The organism is Actinomadura sp. RB99 (assembly GCF_014706005.1).
In the GTDB taxonomy this organism is placed as follows: domain Bacteria; phylum Actinomycetota; class Actinomycetes; order Streptosporangiales; family Streptosporangiaceae; genus Spirillospora.
Map to the genome: position 1 here is coordinate 34,987 of NZ_JABMCA010000014.1, position 18,402 is coordinate 53,388.

Annotated in this window: 18 protein-coding genes; 7 read left to right on the top strand and 11 right to left on the bottom strand. The window is 70.5% G+C overall.

Annotation, left to right across the window (positions count from 1 at the left end; translation table 11 throughout):
- Nucleotides 1–65: 65 nt before the first annotated feature.
- Both amrb99_RS15400 and amrb99_RS15405 read right to left on the bottom strand, forming a co-directional pair.
- Complete coding sequence (locus amrb99_RS15400; RefSeq protein ID WP_190856642.1) at nucleotides 66–1,085, bottom strand: NAD(P)/FAD-dependent oxidoreductase; 1,020 nt, start codon at nucleotides 1,083–1,085, stop codon at nucleotides 66–68.
- 122 nt (nucleotides 1,086–1,207) lie between these two features.
- Nucleotides 1,208–2,083, bottom strand: coding sequence for a recombinase family protein (locus amrb99_RS15405; protein WP_347256686.1), 876 nt, complete (start codon nucleotides 2,081–2,083; stop codon nucleotides 1,208–1,210).
- Between the two features lie 367 nt (nucleotides 2,084–2,450).
- Between amrb99_RS15405 and amrb99_RS15410 the strand changes: the two genes are divergently transcribed.
- Nucleotides 2,451–2,696: a YdhR family protein gene (locus amrb99_RS15410; protein WP_190856643.1), complete on the top strand. Its 246-nt coding sequence runs from the start codon at nucleotides 2,451–2,453 to the stop codon at nucleotides 2,694–2,696.
- A gap of 177 nt (nucleotides 2,697–2,873) precedes the next feature.
- Here amrb99_RS15410 and amrb99_RS15415 read toward each other — a convergent pair whose 3' ends face one another.
- The 3 genes from amrb99_RS15415 to amrb99_RS15425 form a co-directional block, all read right to left on the bottom strand.
- The gene (locus tag amrb99_RS15415) at nucleotides 2,874–3,812 is read right to left on the bottom strand and encodes an NAD(P)-dependent alcohol dehydrogenase (protein ID WP_190856644.1); all 939 of its coding nucleotides are present in this window, start codon (nucleotides 3,810–3,812) and stop codon (nucleotides 2,874–2,876) included.
- A gap of 76 nt (nucleotides 3,813–3,888) precedes the next feature.
- Nucleotides 3,889–6,117, bottom strand: coding sequence for an MMPL family transporter (locus amrb99_RS15420; protein WP_190856645.1), 2,229 nt, complete (start codon nucleotides 6,115–6,117; stop codon nucleotides 3,889–3,891).
- Between the two features lie 57 nt (nucleotides 6,118–6,174).
- On the bottom strand, nucleotides 6,175–7,146 hold the full coding sequence (locus amrb99_RS15425; RefSeq protein WP_190856646.1) for a zinc-binding dehydrogenase: 972 nt from the start codon (nucleotides 7,144–7,146) through the stop codon (nucleotides 6,175–6,177).
- 265 nt (nucleotides 7,147–7,411) lie between these two features.
- Between amrb99_RS15425 and amrb99_RS15430 the strand changes: the two genes are divergently transcribed.
- The gene (locus tag amrb99_RS15430) at nucleotides 7,412–7,924 is read left to right on the top strand and encodes a TetR/AcrR family transcriptional regulator (RefSeq protein ID WP_347256687.1); all 513 of its coding nucleotides are present in this window, start codon (nucleotides 7,412–7,414) and stop codon (nucleotides 7,922–7,924) included.
- Here amrb99_RS15430 and amrb99_RS15435 read toward each other — a convergent pair.
- Entirely contained in the window at nucleotides 7,895–8,296 is a 402-nt protein-coding gene (locus amrb99_RS15435) for a hypothetical protein (protein WP_190856648.1), read from the bottom strand. The two genes, amrb99_RS15430 and amrb99_RS15435, sit on opposite strands and share 30 nt — an antisense overlap.
- Before the next feature lie 270 nt (nucleotides 8,297–8,566).
- Between amrb99_RS15435 and amrb99_RS52390 the strand changes: the two genes are divergently transcribed.
- From amrb99_RS52390 to amrb99_RS15445, 3 genes are all read left to right on the top strand, one after another.
- Nucleotides 8,567–8,701, top strand: a complete 135-nt coding sequence (locus amrb99_RS52390) for a hypothetical protein (protein WP_277819918.1) — start codon at nucleotides 8,567–8,569, stop codon at nucleotides 8,699–8,701.
- A 458-nt stretch (nucleotides 8,702–9,159) separates the two neighbouring features.
- Entirely contained in the window at nucleotides 9,160–10,344 is a 1,185-nt protein-coding gene (locus tag amrb99_RS15440) for an MFS transporter (RefSeq protein WP_190856649.1), read from the top strand.
- A 36-nt stretch (nucleotides 10,345–10,380) separates the two neighbouring features.
- Nucleotides 10,381–11,259, top strand: a complete 879-nt coding sequence (locus amrb99_RS15445) for an NADP-dependent oxidoreductase (protein WP_190856650.1) — start codon at nucleotides 10,381–10,383, stop codon at nucleotides 11,257–11,259.
- Between the two features lie 165 nt (nucleotides 11,260–11,424).
- Here amrb99_RS15445 and amrb99_RS51035 read toward each other — a convergent pair whose 3' ends face one another.
- The 3 genes from amrb99_RS51035 to amrb99_RS15455 form a co-directional block, all read right to left on the bottom strand.
- Complete coding sequence (locus tag amrb99_RS51035; protein WP_347256703.1) at nucleotides 11,425–12,222, bottom strand: Tn3 family transposase; 798 nt, start codon at nucleotides 12,220–12,222, stop codon at nucleotides 11,425–11,427.
- Nucleotides 12,105–14,444, bottom strand: a complete 2,340-nt coding sequence (locus amrb99_RS15450; protein ID WP_241755584.1) for a Tn3 family transposase — start codon at nucleotides 14,442–14,444, stop codon at nucleotides 12,105–12,107. Before amrb99_RS15450 ends, amrb99_RS51035 begins: the two co-directional genes overlap by 118 nt.
- 223 nt (nucleotides 14,445–14,667) lie before the next feature.
- On the bottom strand, nucleotides 14,668–15,048 hold the full coding sequence (locus tag amrb99_RS15455) for a hypothetical protein (protein WP_190856651.1): 381 nt from the start codon (nucleotides 15,046–15,048) through the stop codon (nucleotides 14,668–14,670).
- Nucleotides 15,049–15,226: 178 nt separating this feature from the next.
- Between amrb99_RS15455 and amrb99_RS15460 the strand changes: the two genes are divergently transcribed.
- Complete coding sequence (locus tag amrb99_RS15460) at nucleotides 15,227–15,820, top strand: XRE family transcriptional regulator (RefSeq protein WP_190856652.1); 594 nt, start codon at nucleotides 15,227–15,229, stop codon at nucleotides 15,818–15,820.
- A 54-nt stretch (nucleotides 15,821–15,874) separates the two neighbouring features.
- Here the strand turns inward: amrb99_RS15460 and amrb99_RS15465 are convergent, their stop codons facing one another.
- Nucleotides 15,875–16,345 carry a MarR family transcriptional regulator gene (locus tag amrb99_RS15465; protein WP_347256688.1) on the bottom strand — a complete coding sequence of 157 codons (471 nt, stop codon included), beginning with the start codon at nucleotides 16,343–16,345 and terminating at the stop codon, nucleotides 15,875–15,877.
- 102 nt (nucleotides 16,346–16,447) lie between these two features.
- A complete protein-coding gene (locus tag amrb99_RS15470; protein ID WP_190856653.1) occupies nucleotides 16,448–17,599 on the bottom strand; it encodes an erythromycin esterase family protein in 1,152 nt (383 codons plus the stop codon).
- A 90-nt stretch (nucleotides 17,600–17,689) separates the two neighbouring features.
- On the opposite strand from amrb99_RS15470, the gene amrb99_RS15475 reads away from it, so the two are divergent.
- On the top strand, nucleotides 17,690–18,394 hold the full coding sequence (locus amrb99_RS15475; RefSeq protein WP_190856654.1) for a TioE family transcriptional regulator: 705 nt from the start codon (nucleotides 17,690–17,692) through the stop codon (nucleotides 18,392–18,394).
- The last annotated feature ends 8 nt before the right edge of the window (nucleotides 18,395–18,402 follow it).

The window sequence follows — 18,402 nt, forward strand, 5'->3', positions numbered from 1 at the left end:
GAACGACCGTTCCAAGATGGCATGGAGGGACCCTGCCGCGCAACCGCCCCGCACACTCCGCAGGGCTACAGGCCGTGGCGGCGGTCGCCCAGCACCGCCTCGCAGACGCGCGCTTCGGACTCGGCGGAGAACGGCTCCCGCCGCGCGGCCACCGCGTCCCGCGCCTCCTCGGCGACCAGGTCGGCGTTGATCTGCGCCCCCGCCATCGCACCCGCCGCCGCGGCGGCACCGACCTGGGCGGACAGGTCGGTCACGTTGCCCGCGACCCACACCCCGGGCACGTCGGTGCGGCCCACCGTGTCGGCCGGAATGTGCTCGCCCGCGCCCGTCGGATGCTCCACCGGCCGCAGCCCGAGCCCCGCGAGGAAGCCGCCGCGGGCGGTCATCCGGGACGCCACCGCCAGCGCGTCGCGCGCGACCACCGCGCCGCCGGCCAGCCGGACGCCGACGAGCCGGTCATCGGCGACCTCCAGGCCCGCGACCTCGCCCTCCACCACACGGACGCCGCGGGCGGCCAGCTGCTCGGCCTGCTCGCCGCCGGGCCGCGGCGCGGTGTGGGCGAAGAACACGACATCGTCGCTGAGCTGCCGGAACAGCAGCGCCTGGTGCACCGACATCGGACCGCTCGACAGCACGCCGATGGCCTGGTCGCGGACCTCCCAGCCGTGGCAGTACGGGCAGTGCACCACGTCCCGGCCCCACCGCTCCGCCAGCCCCGGCACGTCCGGCAGCTCGTCCACCAGGCCGGTCGTCACCAGCAGCCGGCGCGCCCGGACGGTCCGACCGCCGGCCAGGCCGACGGTGAAACCGCCGTCGTCGCGCACCGCCTCGGTGACCGTCCCGGCCACCACGTGCCCGCCGTAGCGCCGGACCTCCGCCCGGCCTCGCTCCAGCAGCTCGGCCGGCGGCATCCCGTCCCTGGCCAGCAGCCCGTGCACGCCCTCGGCGGGCGCGTTGCGCGGGGAACCGGCGTCGACCACCACGACCGACCGCCGCGACCGCGCGAGCATCAGCGCCCCGTTCAGGCCCGCGGCGCCCCCGCCGACCACCACCACGTCATAGGCGTCCTTCAGCCGTTCGGTCATCTCGACCACCTCCGCGGCCACTAGGGGTCCAGCCCAAGTAAGCCCAAAACCCACATTGGGATGATCTTGGAATGGTGAAGTAGCGGACCGTCCGTGTGGCCTGGTCGGTCTGAGGGGGCCGGTCAGCCGTTCGCCGGGGCGGCGGCGTTTTTCTCGTCGTGTTCGCGGAGCATGCGCAGGACGGTGGCGGGTGAGGGGTGCTGGCCTTTCTTCTTGCCCTTGGTGATGACGAGCCGGGCGGCGATGTCGCGCAGGCTCAGCTGTTGGTCGCGTAGGTGGAGGGCCATGCTGAGCATGGCGTCGTCGGTGACGGTGGCGCCGCCGATGGTCTTGCCGCGGGTGCGGGCGGATTCGTGGCCTTCGAGGGTGCGGTCGCGGATGTACTCGCGTTCCATCCCGGACAGCGCTGCGAGCACGGTGAACACGATCCCGGAGGGGTCGTGGGAGCCTTGGAGTTCGCCGGTGAGGAACTCCAGGCCGATGCCGGAGGCTTTGAGCTGTTCGGCCAGTGCCGCCAGTTCGATGCCGCGGCCGAGCCGCTTGTGCTCATGCACCACGAGGGTGACCGCGACGCCGGAGGACCGCAGTTCGCGGGCCAGGCCGACGGCCCGCTCGAGTTCGGGGCGGCTGGTGGCGCGGGTGGAGATCTTCTCGGAGAAGACCCGGGTGACGCCGGCGGCCTTGAGTGAGTCGAGCTGGGTGTCCAGGGACTGGCGGAGCGTGGAGGCGCGGGCGTATCCGATCCGTACGTGCCCGGCTGGCTCCGTCCCCGCCGCCGCGGGCCGGGGCAGTTCGACCCACACCGAGCCGGGCTTTCGGATCGCTGGAATGGGGACGTTGAGGGCCTTGGCCAAGGAGGGCACGAGCCGGAACCGGGCGGTGTGGTACTGGGCGGCCACCTTCCCTTTGCCGGTCCGGCACGGCGACCCGGCGGGGGCGGCGCAGGAGGACATCGGGCAGTCGGAGGCTTCCACGCGCAGGAAGTCGTCATCACTCACTTGCGGATCGTTTCATGGGTGCGTTTCATCCGTCGAGCCTTTTGCAACAACCCATGAAACGAGGTTCGCCCTGGACGGCTCACGCTGGGCTGGGTGTTTCATAGGTCCTCGCCTATGAAACACCTTCGGCCCTGCTCTCTGGAGGGCTCCCGGCTTCCTCGTTCTTTCCGGCACACTCCTCGCGAAGTGTTCGGCTCCGATGGCGGCAAGATCACGCAGAACTCGGGCTGGCACGCCGGCGAACGCTTCGTCTAGGAAGGCCGGTGGGACGTGGCCGAGCTCCGCGCCGTTCTCGACAAGATCCCCCGTCGGCCCGCCCCCGCTCGCGTTCGGCGAGTGAGTCCCCGGTTCACCGATAGGAGCGCTCATGTACGTGGTGCACGCGGCCTTCCGCCTCGACGGCATCACCGTCACCGACTACCTGCGCCACTGCGACGAGGTGGCGCCCGAGTACGCCGCCATCCCGGGCCTGCTCTCCAAGATCTGGCTCGCCGCCCCGGAGAACTCCCGTTTCGGGGCCGTGTACATCTGCAAGGACGAGGCTGCCTGTGACGCCTTCCGCGCCTCGGAGTTCTTCCAGAAGGTCGCGGAGACGCCGTTCGTTGCCGCGTGAGGTCGCAGGGCTACCACGTGCTCGACGGCCTGACGCAGGTCACTCGGGGACCGAGTGGCACCGCACCTTGATGTACCGACCGCTTGGCGGCGGGGCGGTGGCCGCGAGCAGGCCGCTGCTCGCGGCCACCGTCCGGTCGGGTGGACGGCCGCAGGTAGTGGCGGCGGCCGTGTCCGTTCAGAATTCCGGGTCGTCTGCGATCCGGACGACGCGCTTGCCGCGGCTGTGGCCGGTCTCCATCGATCTGTGCGCTTCTGCGATCTCCTCCATCGCGTAGACCTTGTGAAGGACGGGACGCAGGTCACCGCGTTCCACATGGTCGGCCAGTTCGTTCAGGTGCGCTCGGGTCGGCTTCATTCGGGCCATGCGCGCACGCGGTCCGGGGAGGAGGGCCGACAGCATCGCATATCCCATGCCCTTCGCCGACAGGGAGGCCATTCGGCCGCCCTGGCGCAGCCTGCGGCGGTAGGTGCCCATGGAGGTTCCGTTCAGGTCGATGACCGCGTCGAATTCCTGTCCCGCGGGCAGTTGCTCGGGCAGTTCGTGGGCGTAGGCCTGCTCGGCGCCCAGTCCCAGGCACAGGTCGGTGTTGGCGCCGGACGAGATGGTGGTGACGCGTGCGCCTTTGGCCGCGGCGAGTTGCACCGTGGCGCTGCCGACGCCGCCGCTTGCGCCCACCACCAGGAGGCTGTGCTCGGGGTGGAGGCCGACGGTGCGCAGTGCCAGCAGCGCGGTCAGTCCGACGGTGGGCAGAGCGGCGGCGGTGACCAGGTCGTGGCCGACCGGGGCGGGCGCCGTGAGTGACTCGTCGAGGCAGATGTACTCGGCGGCGGTCGCGCTGTTGAGACCGACCTTGCTCCCCCAGACGCGCCGTCCCACGACGCTGGAGTCGACACCGGGACCGGCCGCGACGATCTGCCCGGTGAAGTCCTCGCCGGTGCCCTTGGGGAAGCGGAACCCGCTCATCACCCGCATTTTGCCGGCGCGGACCTGCGCCTCGGCGGGGTTGACACTGGTGGCGTGCACCCGGATCAACACCTCGCCCTTGCCCGGCTGCGGCACCGGAACCTTGTGCACCTGCAGGACGTCCGGTGGGCCGTAGCGCTCGTAACGCACTGCGCGCATCGTGGACTCTATCGGCTGGGCCATGTCGTTCCCTTTCTGGAATCCCGTTCATTGATGAGGTGGGAGATCACATGCGAGCCAGGCTCGAATCATGGGCGGCGGCGTCCTCGCCGGGGCGGTCGGGCAGGATCGCCGCGAGCCAGCGCGGCAGCCACCAGGCGGCCCGTCCGAGGAGGGCGAGCGCGGCGGGGACGACGGCCATGCGGACGACGAAGGCGTCGAGGAGGACGGCGACACCGAGCCCGAAACCGAGCATCTTGATCATCGCCTCGCTCGATCCGACGAAGCCGGCGAAGACACTGATCATGATGAGCGCGCCTGCGGTCACGACGCGGGCGTTGTGCGCGAACCCGGCGGTGATCGCCGCGCGGGGTTCGGCTCCCTCGGTGTGCGCCTCGCGCATCCGGCTGACGAGGAAGACCTCGTAGTCCATCGCGAGGCCGAACACGACCCCGATCAGGAAGATCGGCATCGTGCTGTTGATCGGGCCGGTCTGCTCGACACCGAGGACGCCGCCGAGCCATCCCCACTGGAAGACCGCGACGATCACGCCTAGCGAGGCCAGGACCGACAGCAGGAACCCAGCGGCCGCCTTGAGCGGGACGACCAGCGACCGGAAGACCACGAGCAGGATCAGGAACGCCAGCGCCGACACCAGCGCGAGATAGGGCGGCACCGCGCCGCCGAGCCGCTGGGCGATGTCGATGTTGAGCGCCGTCCTGCCGGTCACCAGGACCTGCGCCCCGGTGGCGGAGCGCAGGTCGCCGCGGCGCTTGCGGATCGCGGTGACCAGGTCCTTGGTCGCGGTGTCGTTCGGTCCCGATGCGGGCACCACGCTGATCATCGCGGTGTCGCCCGAAGGGCTGAGCCGAGCCGGGGTGACGGTGGCCACCCCGGGAAGGGCGGAGACGACCGAGATCGCTCGTGCCGCGGCGGTGCCGGCGTTCCCGCGGCCCGCCGTGTCCACGGTGAGGGTCAGCGGCCCGTTGAAGCCCGGGCCGAACCCGTCCGCCAGAAGGTCGTACGCTTTGCGCTGCGTGGTGTCCGGGGGGAGATGCCCGTCGTCGGGCAGTGCCATCCGCAGGCTCGCCGCGGGGACGGCCAGCACGGCGAGCCCGATCACGCCGGCGACGAGCACGCTCACCGGCCTGGCCAGGACGAAGGCCGCCCAGCGCGCGCCGAGCCCGTCCTGGCGGCGGCCGCGCCGCGGCCGGGCTGAGGCCGCGGCGGGCCGCCGGGTCGCCTTGCGGACCTTGCGGGGCAGGACGCGGCGGCCGGCGAACCCGAGCAGGGCCGGGATCAGCGTCAGCGCCACCAGAACGGCCACGACGACGGTCGCCGCGGCGGCCAGCCCCATCTTGGTCAGGTTGGGGATGTTCACCACCGCCAGTCCGGCCAGGGCGACGACCACGGTGAGGCCGGCGAACACCACCGCCGAGCCCGCGGTACCCAGTGCCCGTCCGGCGGCGTCCTCCGGCTGGTGCCCGTCGGCGAGCTCGCTGCGGTACCGGGACACGATGAACAGCGCGTAGTCGATACCGACCGCCAGACCGATCATGAGCGCCAGAAGGGCCGTGCTGCTGGACAGGTGCAGAACTCCGCCGAGGGCCGAGATGCCGGCGATCCCGATGGCGACGCCGAGCAGCGCGGTCACCAGCGGCAGCCCAGCGGCCACCAGCGAGCCGAACGTCAACATCAGCACCAGCGCGGTGATCGCCAGCCCGACCACCTCGCCCGGCCCGGCGGTGGGGACCGGTGTCAGCGCGTCCCCGCCGATCTCGACCCGGAGTCCCGTGTCGCGGCCGTCCCGGGCCGCCCGCTTGAGCGCGTTCACCGTCGCGTCGGTCAGTTCGGTCGCCGTCGTCTTATAGGAGACCACCGCATAGGCGATGGCACCGTCCTTGGCAAGCAGGCGGACAGATCCGCCGCCCGTACCGCTAGTGGAGCCGTCGAAAGGCCCGGCCACGGACGCGACCTGCGGCGACCCGGACCGCAGTTCACCCACGACTCGCTGCACGGCGGCGGTATTGGCAGAGGTGGTGAGCCGCTGCCCTGCCGGAGCCTGGAACACGACACGCGCGGTGGCGCCGTCTGCAGCCGATCCCGGGAAGCGTTGCTCGATGAGGTCGAACGCGCGCTGCGACTCGGTTCCGGGAACGGTGAGCGGACTGTTGGTGGGGCCGGATGCTGCGGCAGCGGCGAATCCGACCGCGACCAGCAAGGCCACCCATGCCAGCGCGACGAGCCGACGGCGGCGGAAGGCGAACCTGCCCAACGCGTACAACAACGAAGCCATGAGGGATGTACTACTCTCCGTGCGAGATTGGAACGGGGACGGTCGGCTTGGTGACCGTCAGGGGGCGAGCAGGACGGCACCGATCGTGGCGCGCTGCTCGAGAACGGTGTGGGCGTCGGCGGCACGCTCCAACGGATAGGTCGCGTGGATGCGCGGCCTCAACTCCCCCGCGGCGGCGAGCTGCAGTGCATGCCGGGCGTGCCCGCGCTGCTCGGCCTCGGGACGGCTGAACGCGATGCCCAGCGCCCCGACCACGCTGAGGCCGAGCCGCCCCACGGTGAGGCTGTCGATGGCAGCGTCACCGCTGGTGGCCCCGTACACGGCGATACGGCCCGCGTTCGGACGGGCGGCGAGCAGCGCCTGCTCGCGGACGGCGCCGCCGACGGCGTCGAAGACCACGTCGGCGCCCCGTCCACCGGTCGCCGCGGTGACCTTGCCGGCCCAGTCCGGGTCGGTGTAGTCGATCAGTGCGTCGGCACCGTCCAGTGAGGCGGCGGCCAGTTTCTCCGGGCTTCCCGCCGCCGCGATAACCTGGCGCGCCCCCGCCTGCCGGCACATCTGGACCAAGAGGGATCCGATCCGCCCGGCCGCGGCGGTGACCAGGACGGTGTCCTCAGGGCCGACCCGGATCGCCGTCATCATGCCGGCGGCGACCGCGCCGGCCTGGAACACCGGTACGGCCTCCTTCAGCGGCAGCCCGTCCGGCACCTCGAACACCCCGCCCGCGTCAGCGACCGCGAACTCGGCGTATCCGCCGCGCATGCCGCTGGTGGTGGCCACCACCCGCTTGCCTCGCAACGACGGGTCGGTGCCGCGGCCGGCCCGCACGACCCGTCCACCGACCTCCAACCCGGGAACGTACGGCAGCGGGAACGGGTACCGCCCCGACCGCACAAGCACGTCCCCGAACACGACCCCGGCCACCTCGACGGCCACCACCACCTGCCCCGGCGCCGGGGACGGTGGATCGGCGTCCTGGACCCGCAGCACTTCCGGCGGCCCGAACTGCTCGACGTACACGGCTCGCATTCGTTTTCTCCCTTGGTGAAGGTCGCCTCTCGACCGGGCCTGCGATTGACAGCTCGAATCGATCGAGACAACATGTCTCATCCGGCGCAATGTGTTCGACTGTCAGTGTCGTGACCGGTCCGCACGGGCGACAAGGCGCAGATCGGCCGTAGCGCCCCAGTCGAGACACCAGGCGCGGATTGTCTCGATCGTGGAGGTCAGATTGCCCCGACCACGGGAGAGCGTGCGGGTCCTTCGTACCCGTACGCTGCTACGCCAGGCCCTGGTGGAACTCATCGAGGAGCGCGGCTTCGACCGCGTCACCGTCGGCCAGATCACCGAGCGGGCGATGGTGAGCCGTGCCGCCTTCTACCGCAACTACCGCGACAAGTACCACCTCGTGGAAGAGATCTTCGACGAGGCGATGGACGTCCTGCGCGGTTCGGTCGCCGACCCTGACGCGAAACCCGCCCTGGAACTGTGGGCTTCCTTCTTCGACCACGTCGCCCACTACCACCGGCTGTACGGCGCCCTGCTGAGCCACCGAGGCAGTCAGTGGTTCGCGGTCAGGATGCGCACCTCGTTGTCCGCCATGGTCGCCGAACACATTCCCTCATCCGGGCCGACCGGCGGCTTGGCGCCGTCCCTCGTGGCCGCCATGTTCGTCCAGGCCATCACCTGGTGGCTCGACAACGGCCGCCCCCTGTCCTCGCAGGACATGGCCGTCCAGACCGGCCGCCTGGCCGGCGCCATCATCGCCGAAGCCAACTCATGGAAAGGCGCGCCCCGCCCCGGCTGACACACCGCACTCCGACCGCCGACCTCTCCACGCCGAGTTCGCCACCGGCTCCCTCCATGCATGGGCCGAACCCACCGGCACGGTGAACTTGATCGCCCCGGCATTGCGCTCGGCGATCTCCACCCACTCCAGCTCGCCCACGACCTCGTCCAGGGCGGCCAGCTCACCGGTCATCTCCGCGCGCAGCTCGTCGATGAACACGCCTGCATCCAGCGGTTTGCGCAACTCGCCGTAGTGCTCGACGCGGCGCGACTCCAAGTCGGTGGGCAGATCGGCGTCGGGGTTGCGCCACCGGTCGGCGCCCACCACCCACACCTCCTTGCAGCGCAACTGCTCGCGCAGCGCCTGGAAGGTGGCGACCTCGTAGACCATCCGCACCACCCGTCGGCGGCCGCAGGTGTCATCCCGGTACACCAAGTCCGCCCACTACCCGTCGGTGCCCCGATGCGCCGGGGCGCGCTCACCGAGCGGGTAGTAGGTGGTGTTGCCCGCCTTGGCGTACCGCTTCACCAGGTCCAGCGCCTCGATCACCGGACGGCGCAAGCTGTTGTTGGAACGACACTCCAGCACCTCCAGCAGCTCGATCAGGCCCCTGCGGTGTCGGCGTGCACGTCGGGTGGCGGCGGGTGCGGGGAGGGGACGGTGCCGTGGATGGTGGACGGGATCGCGCCGCTGGAACGGTCCTGGTTCCTGACGGCGCTGCCGCGGGAGGTGCGGGAGCTGAACCGGATGCGGTGGGAGCCGCGCTATCGCAGGCGCCGCCTGTGGAGCGTCTGACCGCCCGGCCCGGGCGGGGGCGTCGCCAGGGGACGGCGCGGACGGTGACGTGCCGGTCGGCGGGGCTGTAGTACGACATCAGCAGCGCTTGCGGGGTGCTGAGCTCAGGGTGGCCGATGAAGGCGCGGCACTGGTTGTTGCCGGTGCCGCCAGAGCAGGGGAGGGCGCCTTCCCCGGCGGGCTGCCAGGGGCCTTGCGGAGCGGGCGCGCGCCACAGCCGGTACCGGCCGTCCAGTCCGCGCTGCTCGATGAAGACATGGCCTCACCATCCCGAACCGCATCGGGACGAAAAGTCACGCCACCGTCAGACCAAGCCACCGCCTAGCGCGGATTTTCGTTCCGATGCTCGTCAACCCCCGACAGTTCGCCGATGCGCATGGCCTCTCCCTGGTCTGCCGCGAGGAAGTCGCCGACGCGACTTGACTCTCACATCTATGTGAGACTTTAGCGTCCTCGCTATGAGAAGGAGTTTCGCGACGCTCGCGGCCTTGTGTGTGAGCGTCTTCGTCGTCGGGACGTCGGAATACTTGATCTCCGGGCTGCTGCCGCAGGTCGGAGCGGATCTGAAGGTTTCTGTGGGCACGGCTGGGCAGGCGGTCACCGTCTACGCGCTCGGAGTCGTGGCCGGTGGGCCCCTCGTTGCCGGGCTGACCGCCCGGATGCCCCGCAAGGGGCTCGCGTTGGGTCTGATGCTGCTGTTCGCGGCGGGCAGCGCGATCTGCGCTCTGGCCCCCTCCTACGAACTTCTGCTGGTAGGCCGCCTGGTCTCGTCGTTCAGCCACGCCGCTTTCCTCGCCCTGGCGCTGGTGATGGCGACCAGCGTGGTGCCGCCGGACAAGACCGGCACGGCGATCTCCACGGTCGCCTCCGGCTTCACCGTGGCAACCCTGCTCGGGGTACCTTTGGGTGCGCTGCTGGGGGAGAGCGCCGGATGGCGCGCCCCGTTCGCCATCCTGACCGCACTGGCACTGGCAGGTGTCGTACTGCTCGCAGTCGTCCTGCCCAAGCAGCCGGCCCCGGCCACGCGGCTGCGAGACGAGGTCCGGGTGGTGACCCGCCGCCCGGTCCTGCTGGCCATCGCCACCACCGCGGTCGGATTCTCCGGCGTCGCCACGGTGTTCACCTACATCGCCCCACTGCTGACCCGCGTATCGGGCTTCTCCTCCACGGCGGTCTCGGGGCTCCTGCTCGCATACGGGGCAGGCAGCTTTCTCGGCAACCTCCTCGCCGGCCGACTCACCGACAAGTCCATGAGCGCCACCGTGCGCGGCGTCTTCGGCGGGCTGACCGGTGTGCTCGTCCTCATTCCGTTCGCCGCCGTCTGGCGGCCCTCGGCGGTGGCGGCGGTCTTGGTACTCGGCCTGCTCGCCACCGCCACCATCGCCCCTTTGCAGGGGCTGATCCTGCACCACGCGGGCGATGCCCCCACGCTGGCCGTCTCCGCCAACGTCGGGGCCTTCAATCTCGGCGCGGCCGCCGGCTCGGCCATCGGCGGTGTCATCGTCTCGGCAGGCGCCCTGCGCTGGACCGGTCTGGCCGGTGCGGTGCTGAGCCTGGCGGGGCTGGCCCTGACCTACCTCGCCCTGCCCCGCACGCCCTCGGTCACGCAGCCGGCCGACGACGACGTCCCAGCCGCCATCTGACTCGCCACCGTCCACTCCCCGCGAAGGAGGCAATCCATGCGTGCCGTCCAGATCGACCGCCACGGCGGTCCGGAGGTCCTCACCGTTCGAGAGGTTCCCGAACCCGTTCCCGAGGCCGGCGAGGTCCTCATCCGTTCGACGGCCAGCAGCCTGAACCCGGTCGACTGGAAGACCCGGGCGTGGGACATCGGCCCCGAACTCCCCGCCACCCTCGGCTGGGACCTGGCCGGAGTCGTCATCGCCGGCGGCGGCACCGCGTTTCGCCCCGGAGACCACGTCATTGCGATGTCCGCGCAGATCGCCACCAGGCGCGGCACATGGGCCGAGCGCGTCGCCCTTCCCGCCGCGCTGCTGGCAAAAGCCCCCACGACCGTGCCCTTGGCCGACGCCGCGGCACTGCCGCTGGCCGGCGTGACAGCTGTGCAGGCGCTGGACAAGGCGGCTGTCAGCAGCGGCACGCGCCTGCTCGTCATCGGCGCGGCCGGTGCCGTGGGCGGCATCGCGGTGCAGCTCGCCCGCCGGGCAGGGGCCGTCGTCGATGCACTGGTATCTCGGCCCGGCCACCGCGAGGAGGCACGAGCCCTTGGCGCCGATCACGTCTGGCATACCCTTGCTGACCTGCCCGCCGTCGCCTACGACGCCGTACTCGACACCGCCGGCCTTGATGCCAGCCGCGCCCTCGCGCCCGGCGGCCGGTACGTCTCCATCGCCGACCATCCGCTACCGGATGTTCCCGGTGCGGTCAAAAGCTACGTCCAGGAGGACCAGGAACAGCTCGCCCACCTCGCCTCCCTGATAGAACGAGGTGATCTTCGCCTGCGCGTCGCGCACCGGTACCCGTTTCACCAGGTCCGCGCCGCACATGAACGCTTCGAAGCCGGCGGCAACGTCGGTAAATTCCTGCTCACCTTCTGAAGTCAGCGCAAGGCCCCCCGTCTGTCCGGACAGTCGAGTCCGGGCGACGGGGGCCTCGTTGCTGGTCATGCGATGATCTTCCTCTGCCGAAAAAGCGACAGAGCCATTAACTGGACACACCCCCGCCATGGCCCCGGTTTGCGCCGGTCGGGGCCCTGGTGGGGCTCACGCCGCCTCATCCAGGGTGTCGAAATCGATCTCGGCCAGGGCGGCATCGAAGGCGGCGGGTTTGATGGCCAGGTCGTCGGTGGGATAGATCCCGAACCGGTTGATGTGCTCGGTGAGGTAGGGCGACAGCTGCGCCAGCAGCTCGGCGGTGACCTCCCAGCCTTCGGCGATCAGCTCGCGGATGACCTCGGTCATGTCCAGGGCGGTGTGGAACACCACGCAGTTGGCCAGCAGGGAGTTGAACTTGATGAGCTTCTCCTGCTCGACGGGGTCGTTGTCGGCGATCACGCCGGCGTTGCCGAACCGCAGCCAGTCGGCGAACCCGTTGTAGGCCTCGACCTTGTTGGTCGCCGCCGTCACCCGCCGCCGCAACGCCGCATCCGCCAGGTAACGCAACAACGCGACCGTGCGTACGCTGCGGCCGACCTCCCGGAAGGCCTTGTAGATCTCGTTGCGGCGGGAGTTGGAGGTCAGCCGGCGCAGCATGGTGACCGAGTTCAGCCGGCCCTCGCGGATCGAGATCGCCACCCGCATCAGGTCCGGCCACATCTTCTCGATCAGCCGCCAGTCGATCACGTTCCGCCCTGCCTCACCGAACAGCGCCTCGATGTGGGCATACTCGGCTTGGGCGGAGTGGCGGAAGAAGATCAGGTCCTTCCAGTTCCGGATCCGGGGCATCAGGTCGAACCCGAACAGGTGCGCGAGCGTGAAGACCGGGAAGCTCTGGCCCTGGGTGTCGGCGTGGATCGTGCCCGGCTTGACGTCGGAGGCGTTGGCGAGCAGCCCGTCGATGATGTAGATCGCCTCCCACGCCCGCACGGCACGAACCGGGAGAACAACGCGATGTAGTGGTCGGCGACGTAGTGGTAGGCGATCCCGCCGAACCCGCCGTAGCGGATGTGGTTCTCGGCCAGCAGGTTGTCGATGTAGGTGTCGACCTGGGTGCCATCAGTAGCCACCGACGACCCGTCCCCCCAGGCGCGGGTCACATCGAGCTGGGCGAAGGCGTTGACGACCTCGGCGATCGCCTTGTTCAGCTTGGTGATGCTGGCGTGCCGGTTCTTGGCCAGGGAGATCTCGTGCGCGGTGATCCCGGGAATGTGCCGGGCCGCCTCGTAGGGGCCCATGTTCGACCCGCACGCGAACGTGGTCAGCACGTACCGGCCCTGGGGGTCCTTCAGCTTCGGGTCGTTGCCCGAGGCCGGGCCGAAGTGCCGCCACCAGCCCAGCCAGTACGCGGTACGGGCCAGGATCTGGATCAGCGTGCGTTCGGGCATCCGCCGTCGGATCTCCTCGGCCAGCCACGCGGCCTCCTTTGAGGTGCCCATCCCACGCAGCGGCTTGAGCACCGGCACCCCGTCTTCGTCGATGACCAGGTCGGCGTTGTCGGAGTAGCCAGCGTCCAGATCGGCCGCGGCCTGGGCGTGCCGCTCCTTCAACGCCGCGGTGAACCCGCCGGCGCTGGCGGGCAGGCCGACCTCGGAACAGAACTCGCCGATCAGCGGCTGGCACTCTTCATAGGTCAGCAGGTGCGCCGACCAGTCGGCGAACTCACTCGCCCCGGCCACCGCGATGTCGCCGGTGCGCAGCTCGGCGGCCAGGTAGGTGAACACCATTGCCTCGAAATGCCGTTTGACCAGCATCCCGGGATGGGCGCGGTCTCGTACCGCCCGGAGCCAGTTGCCCGAGGCGAACGACAGATCCAGCGGCACGCCCTGGTGGTGGTCGGGGATGAAGTCACGGGTCTTGCCCCAGTACGTCACCGCGTGCAGCAGCGCGTCCACCACGCTGTGGTCGGCGGAGGTGGCCTGCAGCGTCAGCGACCCGGCCAGGGCCAGCGCGGTGGCCCGGTCGGCCTTGAAGTACCGGGCGACCAGCAGTTCGTAGTTGTCGCCGTGGAAGGCTGAGACCTCCTCGATGTCGGCGAGCTGAGCGGCGAACCCGCCCGCCTTTTCCACCGCGGCCACTGCACGCGCCGCCCCCTCATCCGGCGCCTGCCCGGCCGCCGCCTGCCGCTCAGGGTCCAGGTGCTCCAAAACGGTGCGGTAGGTGCCGATCAGCCGCTCGCTCGCCGCCCGCTGCTGCTCGCGGATCTCCTCCAGTTTCGCCCGGGCCTTCTTCAGGTTCCCGGACATCCGCTTGCACAGCATCTGCGCCAGATCATCACGCGCCCGCGCCTGAGCGGTGTGCACCAGGGATGCCAGCAGCGCCACCCGCTTGACCGGCTCATATCGGCTCAGCACGTCGGCGTCGCCTGCGTCGGCCTCGGCGGCGAAATCGGCGATCTTGGAGGCGGCCACCCCCTCCACCCACGCGCCGGCCGGTCCCAGGGCATCGGCCCATTCCAGGTGCTGGCGCTGCTCCTTGAACCGGGACCATGACGCCCGCCGCGCGGGGCGTTTCAGCCGCGCCAGGTCGCTCTTGCCGTCCGGGCCGACCACCAGCAGGGCCTCCAGGCGCGCCCGCCCGGCCGTCCTCAGGCGGGACCGGATCATCTGGAAGATGCCGGCGTTGGTCTCCGCACGGATGCGGGTGGCCATCTCATCCAGCGTCGAGAACGCCGGCAGCTCGAGACAGGCCTGCACCAGGTGCTCCAGCGCCACGTTGATCAGGTCCGGCGGGTTGTTCTTCACCCGCGCGGCCTTCCGGATCGCCCGATCGGCGATCTTGCGGGCCTTCCCCGGATTCCGCGCCACGCCCAGCCGGGTGCGCACCACCGCGCGATGCGACTCGGCCGTACGCGGCGAGGAATACACCGCCGCGGTGTCCTCACCCAGCTCCAGGCACCGCCGGACGTGATCGACGACCGCGTCCGGCACCTCACCCGCCTTGGGGAACCTGCCCATCTTCTGGAAGCACTTGAGCGCCACCACCAGCGCCAGCAGGTGATCATCAGTGTCCGTACGCTCCCGCGCCCACACCGCCTCATCCGGGCTCGGCGAATAGAAAACATGCAGCTCCCGAGCCATCATCAACTTCGGGAACTGCGGATACGCCGTCCGCTCAACCGAGGTCAACCCAACCCACCGCCCCGCACACCCGCACCGAAGGCGCGTCAGGACAACCCAACGCACCCGCCAGCGAACACAACGTAGCGGGACAACTACCGGCAGCGCCGACGAATCCGATAACTCACCGATACCGAACGAACACACCAACGCCCGGGCACGGGCCCGGCTCGACGATCAGTGCTTCGGATCGGCGTAGGGTGAACCTCGGCGTAGGCGTCGTCAGCCTCGGTCAGGTCGAAGCCCTCGTCCCACTCTGTACTCGGCGGCCAGAGTTACTCGGCGGCCCCGCGCGCAGGTGGTCATACAGCCACTCAGGGCGGGCGACGCTGAACGCATGCGTCTGAGGCTGCTCGTCGTCGAAGCGGCGGATGAACTGCCCGTCATAGACCAGGAAGTGGCCCAGATCGTCGCGGTCCTCGCGGATCTCCTCGGGCAACGTCACCACCCGAGTGACCTCGTCGGCGTCGCAGTCGACCTCGACCATCACCGGCATCACGTACCGCACCCAGCGGCGCGTCGAGCCCGCGCCGGCGTGCTCCTCTTCCCCGGTGTCGTCTTCGGCATCGAGCTCCTCGACGACCTCATCGAGAGCGGGATGGGGTTCGCTCATGCCCGGCAGCGTAGAGACGCGTACCGCCGCGAACTGCTCATCGACACAGATCCAGCATCAACGCCCAGCTTCAAGATCATCCCAATGTGGGTTTTGGGCTTACTTGGGCTGGACCCCCACTATGTGAACCGGACCCCGGCGACGGCAAACCTCTTTGCCGATATGGCAAAATGGCGGCATGGACGACGACCTCGACCAGGCGCTCGACGCGGTCGGCCCGCGCCTGCGCGCGCTGCGCAACGAGCGCGAGATCACGCTGACCGACCTGTCGGCCGCGACCGGCGTCTCGGTGAGCACGCTGTCGCGGCTGGAGTCCGGCGCCCGCCGCCCGACCCTCGAACTGCTCTTCCCGCTGGCCAAGGCCTACGGCGTCACCCTCGACGAGCTCGTGGACGCGCCGCCCACCGGCGACCCGCGCATCCACCTGCGGCCCGTCGTCCGCAACGGCATGACCATGCTGCCGCTGACCCGCCGCGCCGGCGGCATCCAGGCCTACAAGCTCGTCATCCCCGCCGGCAGCGAGCGCCGGGAGCCCACACCGCAGACCCACGAGGGCTACGAATGGCTCTACGTCCTCAACGGACGGCTGCGCGTCCTCCTCGGCGAGCACGACCTGGTCCTGTCACCCGGCGAGGCCGCCGAGTTCGACACCCGGCTGCCGCACTGGTTCGGCGCCGTCGACGCCGACCCCGTCGAGTTCCTCGTGCTGTTCGGCAGCCAGGGCGAGCGCGCCCACCTGCGCGCCCGCCCCAAGGCGAAGCGCCCCGGCTAGCGCCCGCTCACGGGGCGCCCAGCCTATCCGCGCCCGGGCCGCTTGCAGCCGAACCTACCTGCGGCCCGCCTCGTCGCGGCCGAGCTCGGCGAGGCGGGCCAGCGCGGGCAGCGCGTCCGCGAGCGCCCGCCGCTGCTCCCCGGTCAGCCGCTCCACCAGCGGCGCCAGGTGCCGCGCCCGGTCGGCGCGGCGCGACCGCCAGATCCGGCGGCCCGCCTCGGTGATGTGGACCAGGACGGCGCGCCCGTCGTCCGGGTCGGGGCGGCGCTCCACCAGCCCGTCCCGCTCCAGCCGCGTGACCAGCTGGGTGATGCCGGGCTGGCTCACCTGCTCGGTCCTGGTCAGCTCGGTCATCCGCACGGGACCGCCCGCCGCGAGCGTGTCCAGCACCGACAGCGTCGTGAACGGCAGCTTCTCCAGCATCGGAATCCGGATGTAGAACCGGTTGAAGCTCTCGATCGCGGCGGTGAAGGCGTCCACGTCGAAAGCGTCGACGTCCAAGGCGTCGTCCGAGGTGTCGTCCACACCCGAAACCTATCGCCGTTCCCCGGCCCCGCAGCCGCCCGCCTTCGGGGGCGGCTGCGCGAGCCGCGGCGCTGGGGCGGATCCGCCTACACCGCCCGGCCCCTACGGATTCGGGGCGGCCGTCGAGGCGTCGCTGATGTGCAGGACGGCGTCCGCCGCGTCGATGATCTCCTTGCCGAGCGGGAAATAGGTCTGCTGCTGGGCGGCGTCCGTTCGCGGACCGGTGGCGGCGATCGAGGCGGCCTCTACCAGGCCCCACGTGCCGAAACGGCTCTGAAGCGAACCCTCGTAGGTGTCCGGAGCCGGCTCCTGAATATCGAGGATCCCGCTGCGGCCCAGGCTTCCGGCGACGAAAACGTACCGCTCGTCCACCAGGGACCCGAGAATGGCGCCCACACCGATCCAGCTGAGCTCCATATTCCCCATCGGCATGACGCAGATGTTCCGCTGCAGGTGGAGATTGTGCGCGAAGACGAGCGTCGGTCCCCGCCGGGCCTCGATGTCGCGGATGTCGAGGAGATTCCGCGCCATCAGCGCGTCCCGGGTTCCTCCCAGCAGGGAGATGCGGGCGGCCTGCTCCAGGCGCCGGGCCGACTGCTTGTGATACCGCAGCAGACCGAGGCCGGCGGTGAGGTGCGTCCTCGCCCGGTACCACTCGGCGCGCGACGTCGCCGCGATCAGCTCCGGTGCGCGCGCGTAGAGCGTGTTGAGCATGTCGTCGGCGATCGACCGCAGCCTCTCGGCCTCGGGCGTCTCACCGACCGACATGGCCGGGTCCATGACCGCCTCCATGCGGCTCCACCGCCCGTCCTCACCCGTCAGGGCCGCGATGTCATGGTCGAGGGCCAGGTAGTCGCGGCCGTGTTCGAGGTAGGTGCGGGGGCTGGGCGCGCTGGTCGTCTCCATCGGGGCGTCGAACCCGTGGAAGGCCACGCGTTCCGAGGCGGGCCGGTCCCGGTTGTACTCGCGCATCCAGTCGACCAGCCGCCTGTTGGCGTCCAGGTCTCCGAAGCCGTGCGAGAACCCTCCGCCCATCACGGCGTCGAGGCTTCCGGCGCCGTGTTGGACGAAGTCGTCCACGGCGAGCGCGGCCACACGATCGGTCTCCAGGGCGATCGACCGGAAGCCTCGGTCGACCAGTTGGGCGAACAGTTCGTTGCGGACCCGTCCGAAGGCGGGCTCGAGATGCGTCGGCTCACCGAGCCCCAGCAGGTCGCATGACGCGGGTACGAACCCGCAAATGTCCTGGGTCATGTGTCGCAATCGTATCTTTGAAAATTCGCTTGAGACTTTGACTGCATCCATCGTCTTGGAGCGCGCTAAAGTCTCAAACGGTGATGACACTTGCGACCAGCTGACCTCGCGCGCGAGCACGGCATCTCGACCCAGGCGGTGCGCAACTACGAGCAGGACGGCTTCCTCCCGCCCGCCGAGCGCACGCGCAGCGGGTACCGGATCTACACCGAGGCGCACGCGGCGGCGCTGCGCGCCTTCCTCGCCCTCGTCCCCGCGTACGGGCACGCCATCGCGGGCCGGATCATGAACGCCGTGCACGACGGCGACCTCGACGGCGCGCTGAGGATCATCGACCTCGGTCACGGCAGGCTGCTCCGCGACCGGGACACCCTCGACGCGGTGCGGCAGGCGGTCGACCACCTGATCGCGGACTCCGGCGCCCACCCGGACCCGCCCGGGCGCCCCGAGACCCTCACCATCGGCGAACTCGCGCACCGGCTCCAGGTCACGGCCGCGACCCTGCGCAACTGGGAAGGCGCGGGCATCCTCGCGCCCGCCCGGGACCCGGCCACCGGCTATCGCCTCTTCCGCGCCGACGACGTCCGCGACGCCGAGCTCACCCACCTGCTCAGGCGCGGGGGCTACCCGCTGGGCCACATCCGCACGGTGGTCGAGCAGGTCCGGCAGGCCGGCGGGATGGGCGCCCTGGCCGCCGCCCTGGACGGCTGGCAGCGAAAGCTCACCGCGCAGGGGCTGGCGATGCTCGACGCGTCCGTCCAGCTGAGCCACTACCTGGCCGCGTCCCACCGATGACGTCGGCG